Raw genomic sequence first — 22,250 nt, 5'->3', positions numbered from 1 at the left:
CACCGGGACTCGGGCCGCCCCCTTCACCGCCCGGTTTCGCGGACGGCTCTGCGCACAGCGCAGATCACATATGCGTTATCGCAAGGGCGGGGGTCAACCGGTAAAGCGATCGTGAAGAACCCTATCAACACGGGTGCTTACGCGGGTGTGCCGGAAACGACGAAGGGCGCGGCTTGCGCCGCGCCCTCCTCCTGTTCGATGCTTCGCGTCGGGGTCAGTGCGCGTGCGCGCCGGCCGCTCCGATCCCCGTCTCGGAGCGCACGTATTGCGCCTCGAACGCGGCCCGCTCGCGCTGGGCCCGGCGGGACTTGTCCATCAGCGACACGACCCAGATCGTCGCGAAGGCCAGCGGCATCGAGAACAGCGCCGGGTTGTCGTAGGGGAACAGCGGCGCTGGGTTGCCCAGCGTCGTCACCCACACGGCCTTCGACAGCACCACCATGATCACGGCGGCGAGCAGGCCGACGAGACCGCCGGCGAGCGCGCCCCATGTCGTGGTGCCGCGCCACAGGATCGACATGGCCAGAACCGGGAAGTTGCAGCTCGCCGCCACCGCGAAGGCGAGGCCGACCATGAAGGCGACGTTCTGGTTCTCGAACACGTAGCCGAGGTAGATCGCCACGATGCCGATCACCACCGCCGAGATCTTCGAGAGGTTGACTTCATGCTTCTCGGTGGTGCGCCCGCGGGCGATCACCTGGGCGTAGAGGTCGTGGCTGATCGCCGAGGCGCCGGCCAGCGTCAGGCCGGCGACGACCGCGAGGATCGTCGCGAAGGCCACGGCGGAGATGAACCCGAGGAAGTACGGGCCGCCGACCGCGTTGGCGAGGTTCACCGCCACCATGTTGGTGCCGCCGATCATGTCCTTCAGCTTGTCGAAGGCTCCGGCCGGGCCGAGCTTGAAGTAGCTCGGATCGGACATCAGCAGGGCGATGCCGCCGAAGCCGATGATGAAGGTCAGGATGTAGAAGTAGCCGATCAGGCCGGTGGCGTAGAACACCGACTTGCGCGCAGCCTGGGCGTCCGAGACCGTGAAGAACCGCATCAGGATGTGCGGCAGGCCGGCGGTGCCGAACATCAGGCCGACGCCGAGCGAGATCGCCTCGACCGGGTTCGACACGAGGCCGCCCGGCGCCATGATGGCGTCGCCCTTCGGATGGACCTGTACGGCGTTGGCGAACAGCACCTCCGGGTTGAAGCCGTACTTGAGCAGCACCGCGCCGGCCATGAAGGTCGCGCCGCCCAGGAGCAGGCAGGCCTTGATCACCTGCACCCAGGTGGTCGCCTTCATGCCGCCGAAGGCGACGTAGACGATCATCAGGACGCCGACGATGATCACCGCGTACAGGTAGGGCAGGCCGAACAGGAGCTGGATCAGCTTCCCCGCGCCGACCATCTGGGCGATCAGGTAGAAGGCCACCACCACCAGCGTGCCGACCGCCGAGATGATGCGGATCGCCGTCTGGTCGAGACGGAAGCTCGCCACGTCCGCGAAGGTGAACTTGCCGAGGTTGCGCAGGCGCTCGGCGATCAGGAACAGCACGATCGGCCAGCCGACCAGGAAGCCCGTCGAGTAGATCAGGCCGTCGAAGCCCGAGGTGTAGACGAGGCCCGAGATGCCGAGGAACGAGGCGGCCGACATGTAGTCGCCGGCGATTGCCAGGGAGTTCGTCCCGGCCGAGATGCCGCCGCCCGCCGCGTAGAAGTCGGCGGCCGACTTGGTGCCCTTCGCGGCCTTGTAGGTGATGCCGAGCGTCAGCAGCACGAAGAACAGGAACATCAGGATGGCCGGCCAGTTCGTGGCCGATTGCTGCACGGCGCCGAGATCCGGGCCGGCGGCGTAGGCCGCGCTCGCGGCGATCGTGCCGAGCGTCAGGCCGAGGAAGAGGCGATTCATCGGGCGACGCTCCGCTTGAGGGCGTCGCTCAGCGCGTCGAAGCGCGTGTTGGCGCGGGCCACGTAGACGCCCGTGAGCGCAAAGGCGAACAGGATCACGAACACGCCCGCGAACAGGCCGAGGGAGGCGGTGCCGCCGACCTTCACGGCGAGCAGCGACTTGTCGAAGGCGATCAGGCCGATGAAGCCGAAATAGACCACCAGCATCAGGATCGTCAGGGTCCAGGCGAACCGGGTGCGCTCGCCGACGAGCTGCTGGAATTCCGGGGTCCGGGCGATCCGCGCGATCTGCGGATCCTGATCTATCCCGAGGGTGGCTGTACCCGGGGGCGCCGGGCGTCCCCGCGCGCCGAGTGTCGTTCCGCTGCTCATGACCGTCCCTCCCACGAAGGCTCTCCGGCCCTCGGGTTCATCGCGATTGTGGTTCGTGGTTCTTGTTGGAGGCGGCCGCCGCACCGGCATCCGCCCCGGTTCGAAGCCGCGCCGCCATGCCGGCGGCGCGGATGCGATCAGGCCCGGTTCTGCCGGTTCTCGATCAGGTCGTCGACGACGGCCGGCTCGGCCAGCGTCGAGGTGTCACCGAGCGAACTGAAATCGTCCTCGGCGATCTTGCGCAGGATGCGGCGCATGATCTTGCCCGAGCGGGTCTTGGGCAGGCCCGGGGCGAACTGGATCAGGTCGGGGGAGGCGATCGGACCGATATCCTTTCGGACCCAGGTCACGAGCTCCTTGCGCAGGGCGTCGTCGCCCTCCTCGCCGTCGTTGAGGGTCACGTAGGCGTAGATGCCCTGGCCCTTCACGTTGTGCGGGTAGCCGACGACGGCCGCCTCGGCGACCTTCGGGTGGGCGACCAGCGAGGATTCGACTTCCGCCGTGCCCATGCGATGGCCCGAGACGTTGATCACGTCGCCGACCCGGCCGGTGATCCAGTAATAGCCGTCGGCGTCGCGCCGGGCGCCGTCGCCGGTGAAGTACTTGCCCGGATAGGTCGAGAAGTAGGTCTGCTCGAAGCGCTCGTGGTCGCCGTAGACCGTGCGCATCTGGCCCGGCCAGGAATCCGCGATGCAGAGATTGCCCTCGCACGGTCCCTGCAGGACCTTGCCCTCGGCGTCGACCATCTCGGGCTTGACGCCGAAGAACGGCCGGGTCGCCGAGCCGGGCTTGAGGGCGGTGGCGCCCGGCAGCGGCGTGATCAGGATGCCGCCGGTCTCGGTTTGCCACCACGTGTCGACGATCGAGCAGCGCTGGTCGCCGACCACGTTGTAGTACCATTCCCAGGCTTCCGGGTTGATCGGCTCTCCGACCGAGCCCAGCACCCGCAGGGATTGCCGCGAGGTCTTCTTCACCGGCCCCTCGCCGCCGCCCATCAGCGACCGGATGGCGGTCGGCGCCGTGTAGAAGATGTTGACCTTGTGCTTGTCGATTACCTCCCAGAACCGAGAGGTTGACGGGTAGGTGGGGATCCCCTCGAACATCAGCGTCGTGGCGCCGTTCGCCAGCGGCCCGTAGACAATGTAGCTGTGGCCGGTGACCCAGCCGACATCGGCCGTGCACCAGTACACGTCGCCTTCGCGGTAATCGAAGACGTATTCGTGCGTCATCGAAGCGTAGACCAGATAACCGCCCGTGGTGTGGACCACGCCCTTCGGCTGGCCGGTCGAGCCCGAGGTGTAGAGGATGAACAGCGGGTGCTCGGCCTCCACGGCTGTGGCCGGGCACTCGTCGGTCACCTGCTCGGCGGCCTCGTCATAGTAGACGTCCCGGCCCGCCTCCATCGCGACGCTGCCGCCGGTGCGCCGGACCACGACCACGTGGTCGACGAGGTCGGTACCGATGCGCTTGATCGCCTCGTCGACATTGGCCTTGAGCGGCACCTTGCGGCCGCCGCGCAGGCCCTCGTCGGCCGTGATCACCAACTTCGAGCCGCAGCCCTGGATGCGCGAGGCGAGGGAATCCGGCGAGAAGCCGCCGAACACGATCGCGTGGATCGCGCCGAGCCGCGCGCAAGCGAGCATTGCGTAGGCGGCCTCCGGGATCATCGGCAGATAGAGCGTGACCCGGTCGCCCTTGCCGACGCCGCGGTTGCGCAGGACGTTGGCCATCCGGCAGACCTGCGCGTGCAGCTCGCGATAGCTGATGTGCTTGGACTCGTCGGGATTGTCGCCTTCCCAGATGATCGCCGTCTGATCGCCGCGGCTCTCCAAGTGGCGGTCGATGCAGTTATAGGCGACGTTCGTCGTGCCGTCCTCGAACCACTTGATCGAGACCTTGCCCGGCTCGAAGCTGGTATTCTTGACGCGCGTGTACGGCGTCATCCAGTCGATGCGCTTGCCGTGCTCGCTCCAGAAGGCGTCCGGATCGGAAACCGACGCCTCATACATCTGCCGATACTTGGCATCGCCGACGTGAGCGCCCTCACGCCACGCAGCCTGCACCTCGATGACCCTGCCTTCCATGGCGTTCCATCCCTGTTTTGGTGCCCGATCGTATCGCGGTGAGTGCCGCGCAGCCAGGACTTCCAAAGTAACGTAGCCTACATCCTACGATGACGATATCATCGTCTTTCCGCTCGCGCGGACGTCGGTTTTGCTGAATAAATTGGGCGCAATGTAAGGGGCTGATTGAAGCTTCGGACGATGCCCTGTCAAGCCGAGTTGAAGGGTCGTGATACCATCGGCCGCCGCGTGTTTTCCACGCTTGGCGGCGGACTCGGAGCGATGACCTTCCACGGTGCCCGGCCTCAGCCATTCGCCGCCCGGCGGATCGGCATGATGATCTCTACCAGCGTGCCATCCTCGGGTCGGGCCGACAGCTGAAGGCGACCGCCATTGGCCTCCACGAGGGCGCGGGGCAGGGCGAGCCCTTCCTCGACATCCCCTTCGAGATCCGCGGTCCTTGCCGACGCGGCGCCGGTGTCGCGTACCCGAAGGGCCACGGCTGTCCGCTCCGCGGCGCCGGTGGAGACGATGATCTGGCCTCCCGCGGTCGAGCGCCGGATGGCGTGCTCGATCACCAGGGAGGCCGCGCGGCTGACGGAGCGCTCGTCGGCCTCCAGATCCTCCAGATCGGAGGAGAAGCTCGTCCGCACGACGATGCGGCCGCGGGCGGCTTGGCCTTGGAGCCGCGCCACGCACCCGGCCGCGACGTCGTTGAGGTCGAGCGGACGCGGCTCGAGCTGCAGGGATCCGGCCTCGACAGCGGCGAGGTCGAGAAGCTTGCCGACCCGCTGCAGCATGGCCTCGCCGGACGCCTTGATCTCCGCGAGGCAGCCGCGATAGCGGGAGTCCCCGAGCGGACCGAACGGCTCCTTCAGCATCGCGTCGGCGAGGTCGAGCATGCCGGTCAGGGGTTCGCGGAACGCTTGATCCAGGCGGGTCAGGGCCGCGCCCCGATTCGCGCCGCGCGCGGCGGCCCGATCCTCCGCGACCGGCGGAGCAGGCGGAGCGTGAGACGAGGCAGCGGGCGCCGGGTCCAGGATTGCGACCCGACGGCCATCGTCCCGCATCGCTTTGATGTCGAGGGTCAGGGTCGCGCCGGCGAGGGAGACGGAACGCGACCCCTCGGACCCGCCGCGCAGAAGATCGGCAACGGCCAGCACGCTGTCCCGGTCGAACAGGGCCACGAAGCTGCCTCCGACCACCTCGCGGGGATCGCAGCCGAGCATGGCGGCGGCCGCGCGGTTGACCGCGACGACGCGGCCCGCTCCGTCGAGCGTGACGATCCCCGACGTGAGTGCGTCGAGCGCCGCCTCGGCGCTCGCCGTGCGCTCCGCCTGCGCTGCGTGCGCCAGGCGCTCGGCCGTGAGCGCGCCCGCCACATCGGCTTCTTCAAGCGGCCGCACGATCAGGCAGGTCGCCGGCGCGCCGGCCCACGCGCAGGCGCCGCTCAGCGCCTCGACCGGCTGGGTGCCTCCCTCGACCGTCGTGACCGCCGTCCGGCGTGCGGTTGGCGCCTCCGCCTGCGCGTAACCCGGCAGCAGCGCGCCGAGACCGGTCGCCACCAGGGCTGCCAGATCGGTGTATCCCGTTAGCGCGAGGAACCTGCCGTTCGCCGCCAGGATCGTGTCGGCGCGATGGATGAGCGCCGGAAGGGGAAGGCCGGTGAGAATCTCGGTGCCGGGCACCGGGGCGATCGCGGCGTCGCGCGTTTCCGCGAGGCCGGGCTGCGATCCGGGAAATGGCATGACGGCGCCGCTTTCCGGCTTCCGAGCTTCCGTATCGGGCTCCGCTTCATCGCCCGCGTAACGCGCGCCCAGCGCCCGGGCGATCTCGCGAAACGCAGCATGCTCGTCCGTAGACAGCGGAGCCGGTACGGGGGCCGGATCGGCGATGTCCGCAATCTCGGGCTCAGAGGCTGGAGGCGCCGGAACCGGTGTGGTCGGCGCGACCTCGACCGGCCTCGCGATCTCCGCAGCCGTATCCTGCGGGGCTGAGCTTGAGGCTTGCTGAGGAAAGGCTCGGATCAGGCCGAATCCGCCGAAGCCCGAGAACGCCGCATCGCCGCGCCCGAGCGGTGCGCCCGAGAGCTCGACCCGGACAGGGCCGCCGGCGGTCTCGAGGACGGCTGCCTCGCCGCGGAAGGTGCGCCGCTCGTGCAGAGCCGTGAGCATTCCCTCGGCACCGGTGACGCGGCCGGCCGCGGCGAGCTCCTGCCACTTTTGGCCGACGAGGCCCGCCAAGACGTCAGGACCGTTGAGCGCGGTCAGCGTACCCGATTCATCCATCCGCCATAGGAAGCGGTCGTCCCGCTGGAGCGCGAGCTCGGGTGCCGCCACGGCAGGCGGCCGTTGCGGCGCCGGTTCCGCCTCCGGCTGCGCCGAACGGATCCGAGGCACCGCAACCGGCGCTGTCGCGGCGACCAGGATCACGGTGTCGCTGGACCCTTGATCGTGGCGGGCCAGCCAGCAGAGCACGGGGGGCGCGATCCGGCGTGGATCGAGGCGCAGGCGGACGAGGCGCGGCGCGGTATCCGTCGGCGCCGTTGCCACGATCTGCCGGATCAATCCTGCCACGCTGGCGCCGCCGAGGGCGTCCGCCAGGAGGAGGGCGTTCGGGGAGGCGTGCACGATCCGCCCGGCCCCGGCATCGATCACCAGATGAACCGGATCCCGCGCGCTGAGCGCCGCGGCCAAGTTCGGCATTCCCTGCCAGGCCGCGAAGGCGGCGGCGAGCTGAGGCTCGGCTGATCCGGCAGTCGGTATCAGTGTCGTCTCCAAAGCCCGCGACCTCGAACTCACACGCCCGTCCCTGTTCCCCGACCCCGTTTGCCCGAGAAACGCCCGCGATCGAAGCCCTATTGTAAACTCCTTCACGCCGCGACGCTGGATTCTCGGCGCGACCGTCACACGTTTACGTCATGTCAACCTTAACGCCGGTGGCGCGGGTGGCATATGGTGGCGAATCGGTTATTTTGCACTGCACAAAGCGCCATCCACAGACGAAAATGAGAGGAGACGAAAGATGAGCAACCCTCCGAACTACGAAGTCCCGACCGAAATGCGCGATTTCGCCGAGAAGAGTGTCGAGCAGGCCCGCAAGGCGTTCGACAGCTTCATCGGTGCTGCCCGCCGCACGGCCGACACGGTGCAGGGTTCGGCCGAGCTGGCGCGGAGCAACGCTCTCGACGCCTCGTCGCGCGGCTTCGAATACGCTGAGCAGAACGTGAACGCCGCGTTCGACCTCGCGCAGAAGCTGGTCCGGGCGAAGGACATGCAGGAGGCCATGCAGCATCAGGCCGAGTTCGTCCGCAGCCAGTTCGCCGCCATCCAGGCGCAGGCCAAGGAGTTCAGCGGCCTCGCCCAGAGCGCGATGCAGCAGGGGGCCGAGCGCGCGAAGTCGGCCATGCAGCAGGGGGCCGACGAGGCGCGCAAGGCCATGGAGCAGGGCCAGGACGCGGCCAAGCAGACCGCCCAGAACGCCCAGGACGCCGCCGACCGCGCGACGCACTGAGCCTCCCGTCACCGAACGGGGCCGCGGCCCGCTCCCGACCCGGGGGCGGGCCGTCTCGTTTTCGCCGGTATTGCCGCCGAGAGCCGCCGGGCGGACGCGATGGGTCCGCGTCGAGCGAAGGGTTCAGGCATGCGCCTTACTGTCTCCGGCCGATCCGGCCTGCGTGGTCCTGTCCGTTTGACGATCGCCGCGCTGGCGCTCGCGGCCGTCCTGCCCGGGCCGGGTGCCCGCGCCCAGTATGTCGAGGGCCCCGGCTACGGTGGGCCGCCTGCGGGCTACGAGGATCCGGGCTACGAGCGCGGCTACCGCCGGCCGCCCCGCCGGGCGGAGCGCGCGCCGGTCGGCTTCAACTGCGATGCCGTGCAGCAGGGTCTCACCGGACCGAAGCCGTTCTCGTGTCCTCTGCCCGGGCCGCGTCCCCTCGGCGTGCGCTGCTTCTGCGACCTGCCGATCGCCTCCTTCAGCCCGGCGCAGACCGCCGTGGGCCGGGTCGTGCCGTGATCTGAGCGCGAACGCAGGCGGCCGCGCCATCCGATCCGGACGACGCGGCCGCTGTACCTCCTGCCGGGCTATGGGGGCCCGGTTGGGATCCGATCAGTTCAGCACGACGACCTTGGCGCCGACCTTCACGCGCTCGTAGAGATCGGTCACGTCGTCGTTGGTCATCCGGATGCAGCCCGACGACACGGCCTGGCCGATCGTGTCCGGCTCGTTGGAGCCGTGGATGCGGTATTCGGTGTGGCCGATATACATGGCGCGAGCGCCGAGTGGGTTCTCAATGCCGCCGGCCATGTAGCGCGGCAGATCGGGACGACGGGCGATCATGGCCTTCGGCGGCGTCCACGACGGCCACTCGCGCTTGGCGGTGATGGTGTTGGTGCCGCTCCAGCTGAAGCCCGGGCGGCCGACGCCGACGCCGTAGCGGAGCGCCTCGCCGTTGCCGAGCACGTAGTACAGGCGGCGCTCGGCGGTGGAGACCACGATCGTGCCCGGCGCATAGGGGGCGTTGAACGCCACGACCTCACGGGGGATCGGCTGGACCTGCGCCTGCGGTGCGGCCTGCACGCCCTGGCCGTAGCCCGGCGCGTACGTACCCTGGTAACCATACTGTCCCTGGTCCGAGTAGTACTCGTCGGCATTGTCGGTGCCGAAGGGATCGTACGACGAAGCGGCGAGCGCCGGTGTCGCGGCAAGAACAGCCACGCCGAGGAGCGCGCCGAGTGCGGTGAGCGAGGTCTTCATGGATGGCCTGCCTGTGCAATAACCTTTGCCATTACAAGCGTGAGCATAGCCAAGCAGTTCCACGCACGCGCCGACATTTTGATGGACGGCGGAATACGTATGCGGGCTCACCCGTGCGACGGGCGGCCGCTCAGGCCACCTCGTCGGTGTGGACGTCGAACCGCGCCAGATGGGCGAAGCCGAAATTCGTGGCGATCGCGCAGTCGGTTGCGTCCCGTCCGCGGGCCATGACGATGCGGCCGATCCGCGGCCGGTTGTGACGCGCGTCGAATGTGTACCAGCGCGGGCCGTCAGGACCGTCGAGATAGACTTCGAACCAGGCTGAGAAGTCCATCGGGGCGGGATCCTTCGGCACGCCGATATCGCCGAGATAGCCCGTGGCGTAGCGCGCCGGGATGTTCATGCAGCGGCAGAAGGCGATCGCGAGATGCGCGAAGTCGCGGCACACGCCCTCGCGTTGCATGAAGCCATCATGCGCCGTCCGTGTCGCGTCGGCGCGCTGGTAGTCGAAGCGGATGCGCTCGTGCGTGTAATCGACGATCGCCTGAACCCGCCCCCAGCCTTCCGGCGCGGCGCTGAACAGAGACCATGCCGTCTGCGAGAGCTTGTCGGTATCGCAGTAGCGCGAGCCCAGCAGGTAGACCATCACGTCATCGGGCAGGTCCTGCACTGGGATCTGCCGGGCCTCAGGCACGACGAGGTCGGGCTCTCCAGTGTCCTGGACGGTGAAGTCCGCCGAGATGAGCAACTGCCCGGGCGGTGCGACGATGCGGTGGCAGATGTTGTCGAACGAATCCCGGTATTCGTGCGCCGTGAGCGGCGGATCGAAGGCGATCGCCTGCGGGCTCAGGAGATCGGCCAGCCTGCTGGGATGGACGCTCAGCATCAGGATCATCGGGGTCGGCTGAGACAGCGTGAAGCCGATGTCGAAACCTGTCCTGATCTTCATCGCGGCCATCTCGTCGTCTCGCCATTCGCGCGGGATCGCCACGCACGCTCGTACCGGGTCCGGGGGCTCAACGCGCCAGAGGCAGCGGCGAACCTTGAAATGTGCGTGTCGTTGCCGCGTCGACCGGCACCTCGATCACGTCGACCTCGACCTGCATGCCGAGATCGTCGCTCGCCAGTCCGAAGAAGGAGCCGTGCAGCGGGACCGCCTGCGCCGGGTCGCGGGCGACTGCCACGCGGATCAGGTCGCGGTTGCCGACGATACCGTTGGTCGGATCGAACTCGACCCATCCGGCGCCCGGCAGGTAGACCTGCAGCCATGCATGGGTGGAGCCGCCGCCGACGTGGCGGGCCCGGTCGTTGCGGGGATTGTAGAGGTAGCCGGACACGAACCGTGCGGCCATGCCGAGCGCCCGCACACCCTCCATCATTAGGACCGCGAAATCACGGCAGGAGCCCCGCTTGCTGCGCAGCGTAGTGAGCGGATCCTGCACGCCCTTCTCGGCGCGGGCGAGATAGGTGAAATTCGCGCGCACGCTGCGCGTGATGGCAGCCAGCAGCTCCTGCGTGGGGATCCGTCCGTCCGCCGGCAGGAAGCCGCGCGCCCAGGCATCGATCTCGTGGCCCGGGTCCGGCCATTGCCGCTCGATGGAGCGGGACAGGTCTGGCATGTCCTCGGCGCCGTAGCCGAACGGATAATGGGTCGCGTGCGGGGCGAGGGGAAAGATCGGCGTGTGCTCGGGCGTGTGCTCAAGGGTGATGCCGCAGTCGAAGGTGAGTGCCTCCGCGCGGGTGTCGAAGGCCGCCACCGCCACGCAATTCCCGAAGACATCGAACATCCAGCGGAGCGAGGACGGCTCGGGATCTACATCGAGGGTCGCCTCGATCAGCCGCTGGTCGTAGCTGTCGCGGGGCCGAAACATGATCCGGTGCTCGCCGAACGCGACCGGACGCCGATACCGGTAGACCGTTCGGTGGCGGACGGAGAGGATCGGCACCTTCGCAGACTCCGGGCTCGCACCGATACGGTCTTCGGCCATGCAAGGGCCGGGCCCAGCGCCCTTGCGCGGTCGTCCCTTGGCCGCGCCGATCGCGGTGAAGGCCCGCGGGTGGCGCACGGTCCGCGCCCATAGGCTAGGCCTCCGGATACCGCGCTAGCTTCTCGATTCCGGACCTACAGCGCGACGTCGCCGAGCAGATTTCGGCTGTGCGCCTCGTCCGTCAAAGGACCGGGGGCGCCGGCTCTGCGGCCGCGCGCTCGGCCTCGACCAGCACGTCGAGCGCACGCCAGGGCTTGGCGATGAAGACCGCCTCGGATGGCAGCTCAGGACGTTCCAGGCCGTGTCCGGACGTGACCACCAGCCGGGCTCTCGGCCACAGGGTCGCCACCGCTCGGGCGAGTTGAAGTCCGTCCATCTCACCGGCCAGCCGAACATCGGCGAAGACCAAGGCGACGTCCCCACCCCGCGCCTGGAGGACCGACAGGGCCGCCTCGGCGCTGTCGCAGCCCACCACCTCGAGTTCGGTCTCTTCGAGCAGGGTTTCTGCCAAGGCGCGAACCTCGGGATCGTCCTCCACGACCAGGGCGACACGCGGCACTTCGCTTGCGGGGGCCGGCGCCGGGCCCGTGGTCTCTTGCGCGGTGGTGATATGCTCCGTCTGGCGGACGCGGCGCACCAGGGCGGCGAGGTGCTCCGGTACACCTTCGGAGACCAACTCGTCGTAGAACGAGGCGAGTGTCTGCCCGATCTGATCGAGCGGGATACCCGGAGACAGCGTATCGGTGAGCGGTAGGGGTGCGCTCGTCTTTTGCTTTTTCAAGGACTCCCCCGAAGTCATCCTTCGCGCCCGGCGGACATGCGGCGCACAGGGAGGAAAGTCGGCAATCCGCCGCTGGTTGCGCGCCGGCGCCCGAAACGGGCCGCGGCCTCACAGAGGCGTTACTGCGTCGCGGTCCCGGCCTCGGCATCGGCGTAGGCCATGATGCCCGAGACGGCGCGGACGTTCTGGTAGCGCGATCCGCGGGTGCTCATCATCGCCTCGAACTTCTCGTGGACTTGCGCCACCGACAGGCTCAGCGGCTTGCGGTGACGGCCGCGCCCGACGAAGCGGCCGGCGGCGAAGAAGATCGAGCGGTTGGCGCGGGCCGGCCCCGGGAGAAGCGCGGCGGCGGCCGCGGCCGGCTTGTTCACGACGTTGGCGAGGAACTCGCCCGCGTCGTCCGGTCCCAGGAAGTGGGCAGGTAGACCTCGCCGAGCGTCAGTTCGCGCCCGATGCGCAGGGCGATGCGGGCCGCGTCGCGCTTGAGCATCTCGCCGGCCATCAGGGCCGAGAGATAGGGATCGCGGCGCATTTCCAGAACCCGCGCACGCTCGGCCGGATCGGTGATCACCGGCCGATCGTTGGCGTCCGATCCGATCAGCGCGGCCTCCTTCTCCAGCCCGTACTTGGCGCCGAAATCGCGCACGACGCCGAGCCAGGTCCGCTCGATAAACTGGTAGAGACCGGTGGCCGAGGAGGTCTTGGCCTGGACCGCCGTGACGAAGCTCGACTCCTTGTCGGCCACCGCCATGAGCAGGACCGGATCGGTCTGAACGGCCTGGGCGGCGCGCACGATCGTCTGCACGAGGTGGCGCCGGATCTTCATCGGCCCGAATTCGAGGATGTCGTTCGGGTCGCCGCCCGAGCTCTCCGAAAGCAGGAAGTCGTAGGAGACCCGGTCCACCGTGTTGGAGCCGATATCGGTGTCGAGATCGTGCACGGGCGCGAAGCTGGCTGCGGCGCGCAACGGGGTCTGCTCGAGCGTGTCGTTCAGGGCCACGGTGTGGATCCGCGGCCGCGGCATCGGCAGCTCGGTCGCCGCCTCCGCGGTCGAGACCGCCGGGGACAGGCCGACCTTGCCGAGGTCGACACCCGAACCGATCAGAGCCGCGCTGAGGCCGCCGGCGATCAGCGACACGGTCAACAGCGAGCGGAACAGCGCGGGGCGGCTGCCATGGGCGCGGCCCAGCATGGGCTGGGCGGCGATCACGTCGGCGCTGCCGGCGCCGAAATGGCCCTGCTTGCCGGTGATGGTCCTCGGCGATCCGACCGTGCGGCCCTGCATCGTTATCCCGACTCTCCACACGCCGCGACGGCGCTACGGACTCACCATCGCTTGACAGATGTGGCGACAACACGGCCGTGCTTGTGGCCGAGTTGCGGCGTCCCGGGGCGAATTCACGGCAGGCCGCCCGTGACTCGCGCGGGATCCCTCCTTAAGAGGGCGCCATGCGGGCGCCGCGCGAAGGACGCGCGGCCGCCCTTTCCCTGTCTGTCCTGCCAGAGTCAGCCCCGATGAGCGGCGTCAACGAGATCCGGTCGACCTTCCTCGACTACTTCGCCAAGGCCGGGCACGAGGTCGTGTCCTCATCCAGCCTCGTGCCGAAGAACGATCCGACGCTGATGTTCACGAACGCCGGCATGGTGCAGTTCAAGAACGTCTTCACCGGGATGGAGAAGCGCGCCTACGACCGAGCGACGACCGCGCAGAAATGCGTGCGGGCCGGCGGCAAGCACAACGACCTCGACAATGTGGGCTACACCGCGCGCCACCACACGTTCTTCGAGATGCTCGGCAACTTCTCGTTCGGCGACTACTTTAAGGACCGCGCGATCGAGCTGGCTTGGACGCTGATCACCAAGGAGTTCGGCCTCAAGCCGGACAAGCTCCTCGTCACGGTCTACGCCGACGACGACGAGGCCGCCGGTCTGTGGAAGAAGATCGCCGGCTTCTCCGACGACAAGATCATCCGGATCGGGACCTCGGACAATTTCTGGCAGATGGGCGATACCGGCCCCTGTGGCCCGTGCTCGGAGATCTTCATCGACCAGGGTCCGGCCCTCCAGGGCGGCCCGCCCGGTTCTCCGGACGAGGACGGCGACCGCTTCCTCGAGTTCTGGAACCTCGTGTTCATGCAGTACGAGCAGCTGGAGCCGGGCGTCCGCAACCCGCTGCCGCGGCCGTCGATCGACACCGGCATGGGCCTGGAGCGCATGGCGGCGATCCTCCAGGGCGTGCACTCGAACTACGACACCGACCTGTTCCGGGCGCTCATCGACGCCGTCGCGCACGCGGTCTCGCGGGCGCCGGAACCGGCGACGATGGCGTCCTACCGGGTGATCGCCGACCACCTGCGCGCCGCCTCCTTCCTGGTGGCCGACGGCGTGCTGCCGGGCAACGAGGGCCGCGGCTACGTCCTGCGCCGGATCATGCGCCGGGCCATGCGCCACGCCGAGATCCTCGGCGCCCGCGAGCCCACCATGTTCCGCCTCGTGCCGACGCTGGTGCGCGAGATGGGCGAGGCCTATCCGGAACTGATGCGGGCCGAGAGCCTGATCGCCGAGACCCTGAAGCTGGAGGAGACCCGCTTTCGCCGGACCCTGGAGCGCGGCCTGTCGATCCTCGATGCCGAGAGCCGTGACCTCAAGGATGGCGACAAGCTCTCCGGCGAGACCGCCTTCACCCTCTACGACACCTACGGCTTCCCCCTCGACCTGACGCAGGACGCCCTCAAGGCCCGCGGCATCGGCGTGGACACCGACGCCTTCGCGGCCGCAATGCAGCGCCAGAAGCAGGCAGCCCGCGAGGCCTGGAAGGGCTCGGGCGAGGCGGCCACAGAGACCGTCTGGTTCGGCCTGCGCGAGCGCGTCGGGGCCACCGAATTCCTGGGCTACGAGACCGAGACCGCCGAAGGAATCATCACCGCGCTGCTGCGCGACGGCGCCGAGGTGCGGAGCCTTGAGCCCGGCCAGACCGGCCTCGTCCTCGTCAACCAGACGCCGTTCTACGGCGAGTCGGGCGGCCAGGTCGGCGATACCGGTCTGATCCTGGCCCCGGGCGTCCGCGCGCGGGTCACCGACACCCAGAAGAAGCTCGGCGACGTCTTCGTCCACCACGTAACCGTGGAGGAGGGGAGCCTCAGCCTCGACCAGCCGGTGGAGCTGAAGGTCGACCATGCCCGCCGCAAGGCGATCCGGGCCAATCACTCGGCCACCCATCTGCTGCACGAGGCGCTGCGGCAGGTGCTCGGCGACCACGTCGCCCAGAAGGGCTCGCTGGTCAGCCCCGAGCGTCTGCGCTTCGACATCAGCCATCCGAAGCCGATCGAGGCGGAAGAACTTGCCCGGGTCGAGGACATCGCCAACGCGGTGCTGCTCCAGAACGCGCCGGTCGTGACCAAGCTGATGGCGGTGGACGACGCCATCGCGTCGGGCGCCCGCGCGCTGTTCGGCGAGAAGTACGGCGACGAGGTCCGGGTGGTATCCATGGGCTTGCCGGTCGATGACGCGGCAGCCCAGGGCAAGCCGAAGAACTTCTCCGTCGAGCTCTGCGGTGGCACCCACGCCGCGCGAACCGGCGACATCGGGGCGATCACCGTCGTGGCGGAGAGCGCCGTGGGCGCCGGTGTCCGCCGGATCGAGGCGCTGACGGCCGACGCGGCGCGTCACCACCGCGCCGAGGAGGCCCGGACGCTGGCGGCGCTGGCCGGCATCCTCAAAGCCCCGGTCTCCGAGGCGCCCGATCGTCTCACGGCGCTGATGGAGGATCGGCGGCGCCTCGAGCGTGAGCTGGCCGAGACCCGGCGCAAGCTCGCCATGGGCGGTGAGGGCGGACCGGGCTCAGGCGCGCAGCAGACCGAGATCGGCGGCGTCGCGTTCCGCCGCTCGGTGGTCGAGGGGCTCGACATGCGCGATCTCAAGCCGATCGTTGATGAGGAGAAGAAGCGCTTAGGCTCCGGCATCGTGGCGGTGGTCGGCGTCGGGCCGGACGGCAAGGCCGGCCTGGTGGTCGGCGTCACTGACGACCTGACCGAGCGCTACGACGCGGTCGGGCTGGTCCGGGCCGGCGCTGGCGCCCTCGGCGGCAAGGGCGGTGGCGGTCGTCGCGACATGGCGCAGGCCGGCGGCCCGAACGGCGCCGGGGCGGAGGCCGCCCTCGACGCCGTCGCGCAGGCCCTCGCCGAAGCCGCCTGAGGTGTCTCTGCCTAGGCGAAGGCCGCACCGTCTCCGGTGCGGCCTCGGATCAGGCGACGGATCGGCCTGCTCCGGAAGGTCGGCTTACTTGTTGCCGCCACCGGCGCCACCCTGGGGCGCGACCCGCGACGGCTGATTCGCGTTTCCGGCGGCCGACGAGTTGTTGGAGATCGTGTCGGCCGGCTGTCCCGTCGGCGAGTAGGTCACCGCCGCGTTGCCGCCGGTGCTGTCGCTCTGCTGGCTGACCACGCCCGGCGCGGGCGCGACAGGCCTGTCGACCACCTGGGCGGCGGCTGGGGCGAGGGTGGCCAGGGTCAGAAAGCTCGCGAGAAGTGTCCGGGTCATGACAATCCTTGTTGGTTGCAGACCCAGCCAACTTCAATCGCGCGCTATCGATCCTGCGATGTTGCGACGCGGCACAAGAATATGCGCCGCGCCAAGCCGCCGATACGCGCCGCGGATTATTTGACCCGCGTCCAGGTTTGCCGCTTGCAGAACACGCTCATGACGCAGCCCGCCACTTCGAGGGTGTTGGGTCCGGTCAGCTTCAGCGATCCGGAATAGGTCTTCCCGTCGTTCGGGTTGTAGAGCGAGCCCGAGAAGCCGGTGCCGTCGGCCTGGCGCGCATCCAGGATCTGCACCCCCACCACGCTACGATTCTGCAGGGCTGGATCGGGGTTCTTCACGTCGAGGCCCTTGCCGGGTGCGCTGACGATCGTCCCGCAGAAGCCGCCGCCGCACGGCGCGATGCGGACGCGGGAACTCCCGGTTTCCGTCAGCCAGACCCCGGACGGGTCGGCCGCCCAGGCCGGACCGCCGAGCGCGCCCATCGCCACCAGAGCCCAAACTGTACGACGCAGCCGTGAATGCATTCCGGTCCTCCCATCCCCTGTTCGGACGGGGTCTTACCGCGAAGCTCGGGGCAGTGCACCGCCCAGATAGGTTTCGGACGACCTCGCAGAAGGGCTGACCGGCTCCTGTCGACAGCACGGCATCGACCTCGAACAGCGGATCGTCGAGACCGGGATTTGCGTGCGGCACCGGCGCGCGAACCTCGACGGTGTGACGCACCGGGGCAAGGGGGCGCACGACCCGGCCGAACGGGGTGCGGGTGCCGTCGAGCGTGGCGTTCATCTCCGGCGTGAGACGGGCGGGGACGTACCAATTGTCCGCCTCCGACAGAACCCGATCTCCGCAGGCGAGGCGGACCCGGCGGTAACGCACCGGCTCGTCCGGACCGATCGCCAGACGCGCACGCTGAGCCGCCGTCAGGGGCTTGTCGGCCCCGGGCACGCGCTCAGCGACCAGATGCGGATCCCCCGCAAGCTTGTAATCGGCGCACCAGCCCTCGAGTGCCAGCGTCGCACTGTGCGCGGCCAGAATCCGGCTTCTCAGCGCGGCGATCAGCGCCTGAGAATCGTCGGTCGGCGCCAGGGCGACAGCGGACCCCGTCTGCGCCATGCCGTCGAGCGCCCAGCCCGGGGACCCGGTCAACAGACCTGCACCCCATGCCGCCAGAACCAGGCGGATGGCCCATCGTCCGGACGCCGGTCCGGACGGGCGTTGCTCGTAGCGCGACAGCAAAGGGCCAGGCCGAGGCCGGAACAACGAGATCGGAGCGGCATGGCGAGAGAACTTTCCGGTAAGCCTCAGCATCTCGGGGCTTGTCCTCCCAGATGAACGCCCGATCGTTTTCGCAAGCCGACCGTCGAGACCGGCAGGATCTACGAACCAGACCGGCCGCTGGCCGGCCCCGCGACGGGATATATACGATCGGCAGACCCGTCGAGTTACGCCGCTCCCGATCCCGATGAATGAGCGAGCGGCGGCGATTGCGGCCGCTTCATGTTCCGCGGGCGAAAGCCCGGTAGTCGCGCGGGCTGAGGCCGTAGGCCTGCCGAAACGCACGACTGAGGAGAGCGCTGCTCCCAAAACCATAGGCCTCGCCAATCTCGCCGATCGATCGCCGATCGAGCGGATCGTCGAGCGCGGCGCGGACGGCGGCCAGCCGTTGCCGCGCGAGGTAGCGCGCCACCCCGCCTTCCGGCTCGAACAGGCGATAGAGGTGCGAGCGCGACAGGCCCAGTTCCCGCGCGACGGTGTCGATCCGGAGCGGCGTGCAGAGATTCCCGCGCATGAGCCGCTTCGCTGCCCTGAGTCGGGCGGCATCGAGGGGCGCGGCGGCACGTGCGGCTCCCTCCAGGCTCGGACGGGCACAGGCCGCAACCATGTGGAGCGTGGCCTGGGCGATATGGGCGGCGTCGATCGTGGCGATCGCGTCGCTATGCGCGGCCAAGCTCCGCATGTGGTCGGCGAGGAGACGCCCCGCACCGCCGTTCAGGATCAGCCCGTGCAACGCGTCCTCGTCCGGAAGGACGGCGGCGACGGACGAACGGGGAAACGCCAGGATCAGCGAATCCGTCTCCGGCACCCGGCTGCGGCGATAGGGCTGCGACAGGTCGTTGAGGCTGATCGCGCCCGCTGGGACTGCAACCTCGCCCCGGTCCGTTTCGACGTGAAACGGGTGCCGGCTCAGATGCAGCACGAAGCCGTCCTGGCCGTCGCGCCGGATCTGGGATCTGGTCCGGGCCGGCGCCTGCGGTGCCGCGTTCATGACGCGCAGCGCCATCGATCCGACCAGGGTGGTCTCGATCCTGCCGGCGAAGCCGTGCGGATCGGCGTCGAGGTCATGAGCGGAGAACAGGGCGCGCCAAGCCTCGAAACGGTCTCGCTCGGGCAGAGCGTCAGTCGTGAAGAGGGACCGGGGTACGAAGCTCACGGCAGTGCATCTGGTTGAGGTTCTGGATAACCTTAGCGATACTCGCGTGTCCGGTCCGTCCCATTCTCGGCACAGGTGCCGATCTTTTCCGGCTGGTTGGAGCTTCTCCTCGATGTGTGCTGGGTGGCCCCGCGCGTGGCCGGCAGCCGCCCACCGCATCGGATGCCGGCTTTACGGTGCGGGCCGGTATCGAGGATCTGACGAACCCTCAGCGCCGCACCACCGGCGGCAGGTCGGTGCACAGGCCGAGCCCCGCTTCCGCCGCGAGGCCGATCGTCTCGCCGAGGGTCGGATGCGGATGAATCGTTCGCCCGATATCGGTGGCGTCCGCCCCCATCTCGATCGCCAGGGCGACCTCGCCGATCATGTCGCCCGCGCTCGGTCCCACGATGGCGCCGCCGACGATGCGCTTCGTCTTCCCATCGAACAGGAGCTTCGTCAGGCCGTAATCGGCGCCGTTGGCGATGGCCCGGCCCGAGGCGGCCCAGGGGAAACGCGCGACCTCCACGGACCGGCCGGCCGCCTTGGCCGCCGTCTCGGTGAGGCCGACCCAGGCAATTTCCGGGTCCGTATAGGCCACAGACGGGATGACCGCGGCGTCGAACCCGGCCTTGTGGCCGGCGGCCGCCTCGGCGGCAACGTGGCCCTGATGGACCGCCTTGTGGGCGAGCATCGGCTGGCCGACGCAATCGCCGATGGCCAGGATGTGCGGCACGTTCGTGCGCATCTGGGCGTCGACCGGCACGAAGCCGCCGTCCAGGGCCACGCCGGCCGCGTCGAGCCCCAGGGTCGCGCCGTTCGGACTGCGTCCGGCTGCCTGGAGCACGAGGTCGTAGGTTTGGGCCGCTGCCTCGCCGGCGAGCCTAACGGCAATGCCGTCCGGTGTGGCGTCCGCGGCGGTGACCTCGGCCCCCGTGCAGATCCGGTCGAACCGATGGGCGTTGCGCTTCGTCCAGACCGCCACGAGGTCGCGGTCGACGCCCTCCAGCAGGTTCGGCAGGCGCTCCACCACGTCGACGCGGGCGCCGAGAGCGCTGTAGACGGTCGCCATCTCCAGGCCGATGATGCCGCCGCCGATCACGAGCAGCCGGCGGGGCACGACCGGCAGCTCCAGCGCACCCGTCGAATTCACCACGCGCGGGTCGTCCGGCAGCATCGGCAGCGCCACGGGCGAGGAGCCTGCCGCCACGATAGCGCCGGCGAAGGTGAGGTCGCGCGTGCCGCCGTCGTGCAGGGCCACAGAGACCGCGTGCGGTCCGGTAAAGCGCGCGCTGCCGCGCACCACCTCGACCTTCCGCTGTCGCGCCATCTGGGTGAGCCCGTCGGTAAGGCGGCGGACGGTGCCGGTCTTGAAGGTCCGGAGCTTGTCGAGGTCAACCGTCGGGGCGCCGAAGTGAATCCCGTGCGCGGCGAGCCGGACGGCCTCCTCGGTGACCGCCGCCACGTGCAGCAGCGCCTTGGAGGGGATGCAGCCGACGTTCAGGCAGACACCGCCGAGGGTCGCATCGCGCTCCACCAGGATCACCCGCTGCCCGAGATCGGCAGCCCGGAAAGCGGCCGAATAGCCGCCGGGACCGCCACCGATCACCAGGACATCACAGTCCGCATCGGCGCTCGGCTTCTGCGGCGGCGAGGCGGGAGCCGGCGCCTCAGCCGCCCGCGGCGCCGCGACCGCGAGGCGCGCGACCAAGGTGCCGGCCGAGACCGTGTCGCCGAGGCCGACCAGCATCTCGATGAGATGGCCCTCCGCCGGGGAGGGGATGTCCAGCGTCGCCTTGTCGGATTCGGCGACGAGCAGGGTCTGATCCTTGGCGATCGGCTGCCCCGGAGCGACCGCGATCTCGATCACGGGGACTTTGGCGTAGTCGCCGAGGTCGGGGACGCGGATGTCGAGCGTGTCGGGCATGGCGACGGTCACAGGAGGGCGCGGCGCAGGTCTGACAGGACCGACGCCACGTGGCCGAGGAAGCGGGCGGCGGCGACGCCGTCGGCGACGCGGTGGTCCCAGGACAGGCTCAAGGGGAGGATCAGGCGCGGCTGGAAGGCCTGCCCGTCCCAGACCGCCTCAGTCCGCGAGCGTGCCGCGCCCAGGATTGCGACCTCGGGAGCGTTGATGATCGGGGTGAAGCCGTCGCCGCCGACGCCGCCGAGCGACGAGACGGAAAAGCAGCCGCCCTGCATGTCGGAACCCGCGAGCGTTCCGGCCCGGGCTTTCTCGGCCATCGCGGCCATCTCTGTGGCGATCTCGATCAGGCCCTTGCGATCGCAATCGCGCACCACCGGCACCATCAGGCCTTTCGGCGTGTCCACCGCGAAGCCGATATGGACGTAGTCTTTGAAGACGAGGTCGCTGCCCTCAAGTGACGTGTTGAATCGCGGATGGGCGCGCAAGGCCAAGGCCGCCGCCTTGATCAGGAACGCCACCATGGTGACCCGGGCAGGCGGCGTCCGCGCCTCCTTGTTGAGGCCGACCCGGAACGACTCGATCTCGGTGACGTCCGCCCGGTCGAAGTTGGTGACATGGGGGATCGTCAGCCAGTTGCGGCTGAGATTGGCCCCCGACAGCGTCTGGATCCGTGACAGTGGCTCGCGCCGGACCGGGCCATACTTGGCGAAATCAACGTCAGGCCAAGGCGGAAGTCCGGCGCCGATCCCCGATGCGGCGACGGGCGCCTGGACCGGCGCGCCGAGGGCCGCCTTGACGAAGGCGTGCACGTCCTCGCGCAGGATCCGCCCCTTGGGCCCGGTGGCCGGCACGCCGTCGAGGCGCACGCCGAGCTCGCGCGCGAGCTGGCGGACGGACGGGCTGGCATGCACGTCGCCGCGGATCGCTTGGATCGGATCGGCCTGTATCGGCTCCGGTGAGGCGCGACCGGACCCCTCTCCCGTGCGGGAGAGGGAACCAGCGCCCTGCTCGGAACCCGTCGGCATCGTGGCCGCGGCAGGCGCTCCCGCCGCAGGTGCGGCCTCACCGCCCTCGCCAGGCTCGACCGTCAGGATCGGCGTCCCTTCGGACACCTTCGATCCCACCGAGACCAGCAATTCGCGCACGATTCCGGCGACCGGGGAGGGGACCTCCATGGTCGCCTTATCGGATTCGATGCTGAGGATCAGGTCGTCCACGGCGAGGCGGTCGCCCGGCTTCACCAGAAGCTCGATGACCGGCACGTCCCGGTAGTCGCCGATGTCCGGGAGGGCGATCTGCAGCGCGGCGCTCATGCGGGCGGAGTTCCGTGATTGGGCCAGTGGATGGCGAAGCGGGTTCGCGTGGCGGAGGTCCTCTGCCGGACCCTTAGAGTGCCGGCCCTGACGCGTCTTCGCCTCGGCAACCCGGACGTGACGGTCTGATAGCCAATCCCGTCATTCCGGGGCCGCGCAGCGGAGCCCGGAATCCAGAACCGCTGCACGTGCCAGGTTGGACC

The 22,250-nt window shown here is 69.3% G+C and carries 16 protein-coding genes and 2 pseudogenes; 3 read left to right on the top strand and 15 right to left on the bottom strand.

Annotated elements, in window-relative coordinates:
- Nucleotides 1–214 precede the first annotated feature (214 nt).
- The 4 genes from M6G65_RS19220 to M6G65_RS19205 form a co-directional block, all read right to left on the bottom strand.
- Nucleotides 215–1,897: a cation acetate symporter gene (locus tag M6G65_RS19220; RefSeq protein ID WP_238196127.1), complete on the bottom strand. Its 1,683-nt coding sequence runs from the start codon at nucleotides 1,895–1,897 to the stop codon at nucleotides 215–217.
- Nucleotides 1,894–2,268, bottom strand: a complete 375-nt coding sequence (locus M6G65_RS19215) for a DUF485 domain-containing protein (protein ID WP_238196128.1) — start codon at nucleotides 2,266–2,268, stop codon at nucleotides 1,894–1,896. Before M6G65_RS19215 ends, M6G65_RS19220 begins: the two co-directional genes overlap by 4 nt.
- Before the next feature lie 137 nt (nucleotides 2,269–2,405).
- Complete coding sequence (gene acs / locus M6G65_RS19210; RefSeq protein ID WP_250102727.1) at nucleotides 2,406–4,352, bottom strand: acetate--CoA ligase; 1,947 nt, start codon at nucleotides 4,350–4,352, stop codon at nucleotides 2,406–2,408.
- 284 nt (nucleotides 4,353–4,636) lie between these two features.
- Nucleotides 4,637–7,132, bottom strand: coding sequence for a sensor histidine kinase (locus tag M6G65_RS19205; protein WP_238196130.1), 2,496 nt, complete (start codon nucleotides 7,130–7,132; stop codon nucleotides 4,637–4,639).
- Nucleotides 7,133–7,355: 223 nt separating this feature from the next.
- Here M6G65_RS19205 and M6G65_RS19200 point away from each other — a divergent pair, with 223 nt between their 5' ends.
- Together M6G65_RS19200 and M6G65_RS19195 are read left to right on the top strand one after the other, a co-directional pair.
- Nucleotides 7,356–7,844, top strand: a complete 489-nt coding sequence (locus M6G65_RS19200; RefSeq protein WP_238196131.1) for a phasin — start codon at nucleotides 7,356–7,358, stop codon at nucleotides 7,842–7,844.
- Nucleotides 7,845–7,973: 129 nt separating this feature from the next.
- Nucleotides 7,974–8,345 (top strand): hypothetical protein, encoded by a 372-nt coding sequence (locus M6G65_RS19195; protein WP_192708074.1) that lies wholly within the window; start codon nucleotides 7,974–7,976, stop codon nucleotides 8,343–8,345.
- Between the two features lie 93 nt (nucleotides 8,346–8,438).
- On the opposite strand, the gene M6G65_RS19190 is transcribed toward M6G65_RS19195, so the two are convergent.
- The 5 genes and pseudogenes from M6G65_RS19190 to M6G65_RS19170 form a co-directional block, all read right to left on the bottom strand.
- A complete protein-coding gene (locus tag M6G65_RS19190; protein ID WP_250102726.1) occupies nucleotides 8,439–9,086 on the bottom strand; it encodes a L,D-transpeptidase in 648 nt (215 codons plus the stop codon).
- A gap of 130 nt (nucleotides 9,087–9,216) precedes the next feature.
- Entirely contained in the window at nucleotides 9,217–10,035 is an 819-nt protein-coding gene (locus M6G65_RS19185; protein ID WP_238196132.1) for a transglutaminase-like domain-containing protein, read from the bottom strand.
- A 67-nt stretch (nucleotides 10,036–10,102) separates the two neighbouring features.
- Nucleotides 10,103–11,032, bottom strand: a complete 930-nt coding sequence (locus M6G65_RS19180) for a transglutaminase family protein (RefSeq protein WP_238196133.1) — start codon at nucleotides 11,030–11,032, stop codon at nucleotides 10,103–10,105.
- A 223-nt stretch (nucleotides 11,033–11,255) separates the two neighbouring features.
- Nucleotides 11,256–11,798: a response regulator gene (locus M6G65_RS19175; protein ID WP_373323738.1), complete on the bottom strand. Its 543-nt coding sequence runs from the start codon at nucleotides 11,796–11,798 to the stop codon at nucleotides 11,256–11,258.
- A 176-nt stretch (nucleotides 11,799–11,974) separates the two neighbouring features.
- Nucleotides 11,975–13,140 (bottom strand): annotated as a pseudogene (locus tag M6G65_RS19170) (transglycosylase SLT domain-containing protein).
- Between the two features lie 230 nt (nucleotides 13,141–13,370).
- Here M6G65_RS19170 and alaS point away from each other — a divergent pair.
- The gene (alaS, locus tag M6G65_RS19165; protein ID WP_250102725.1) at nucleotides 13,371–16,049 is read left to right on the top strand and encodes an alanine--tRNA ligase; all 2,679 of its coding nucleotides are present in this window, start codon (nucleotides 13,371–13,373) and stop codon (nucleotides 16,047–16,049) included.
- Between the two features lie 84 nt (nucleotides 16,050–16,133).
- Here the strand turns inward: alaS and M6G65_RS19160 are convergent, their stop codons facing one another.
- The 6 genes and pseudogenes from M6G65_RS19160 to M6G65_RS19140 all read right to left on the bottom strand — a co-directional run bounded on the left by M6G65_RS19160 (nucleotide 16,134) and on the right by M6G65_RS19140 (nucleotide 22,047).
- Nucleotides 16,134–16,394 (bottom strand): hypothetical protein, encoded by a 261-nt coding sequence (locus M6G65_RS19160; RefSeq protein WP_238196137.1) that lies wholly within the window; start codon nucleotides 16,392–16,394, stop codon nucleotides 16,134–16,136.
- A 116-nt stretch (nucleotides 16,395–16,510) separates the two neighbouring features.
- Nucleotides 16,511–16,921, bottom strand: a complete 411-nt coding sequence (locus M6G65_RS19155) for a DUF2147 domain-containing protein (protein ID WP_238196138.1) — start codon at nucleotides 16,919–16,921, stop codon at nucleotides 16,511–16,513.
- A 33-nt stretch (nucleotides 16,922–16,954) separates the two neighbouring features.
- Nucleotides 16,955–17,510 (bottom strand): annotated as a pseudogene (locus tag M6G65_RS34035) (hypothetical protein).
- Between the two features lie 382 nt (nucleotides 17,511–17,892).
- Entirely contained in the window at nucleotides 17,893–18,828 is a 936-nt protein-coding gene (locus M6G65_RS19150) for an AraC family transcriptional regulator (protein ID WP_238196139.1), read from the bottom strand.
- 208 nt (nucleotides 18,829–19,036) lie between these two features.
- Complete coding sequence (lpdA, locus tag M6G65_RS19145) at nucleotides 19,037–20,734, bottom strand: dihydrolipoyl dehydrogenase (RefSeq protein ID WP_250102724.1); 1,698 nt, start codon at nucleotides 20,732–20,734, stop codon at nucleotides 19,037–19,039.
- A gap of 8 nt (nucleotides 20,735–20,742) precedes the next feature.
- Complete coding sequence (locus tag M6G65_RS19140; RefSeq protein ID WP_250102723.1) at nucleotides 20,743–22,047, bottom strand: 2-oxo acid dehydrogenase subunit E2; 1,305 nt, start codon at nucleotides 22,045–22,047, stop codon at nucleotides 20,743–20,745.
- Nucleotides 22,048–22,250 lie beyond the last annotated feature (203 nt).

It is taken from the genome of Methylobacterium tardum (genome assembly GCF_023546765.1).
In the GTDB taxonomy this organism is placed as follows: Bacteria; Pseudomonadota; Alphaproteobacteria; order Rhizobiales; family Beijerinckiaceae; genus Methylobacterium; species Methylobacterium tardum.
The sequence above is the reverse complement of the archived record's forward strand: the minus strand, read 5'-3'. Positions and strand labels throughout refer to the sequence as shown.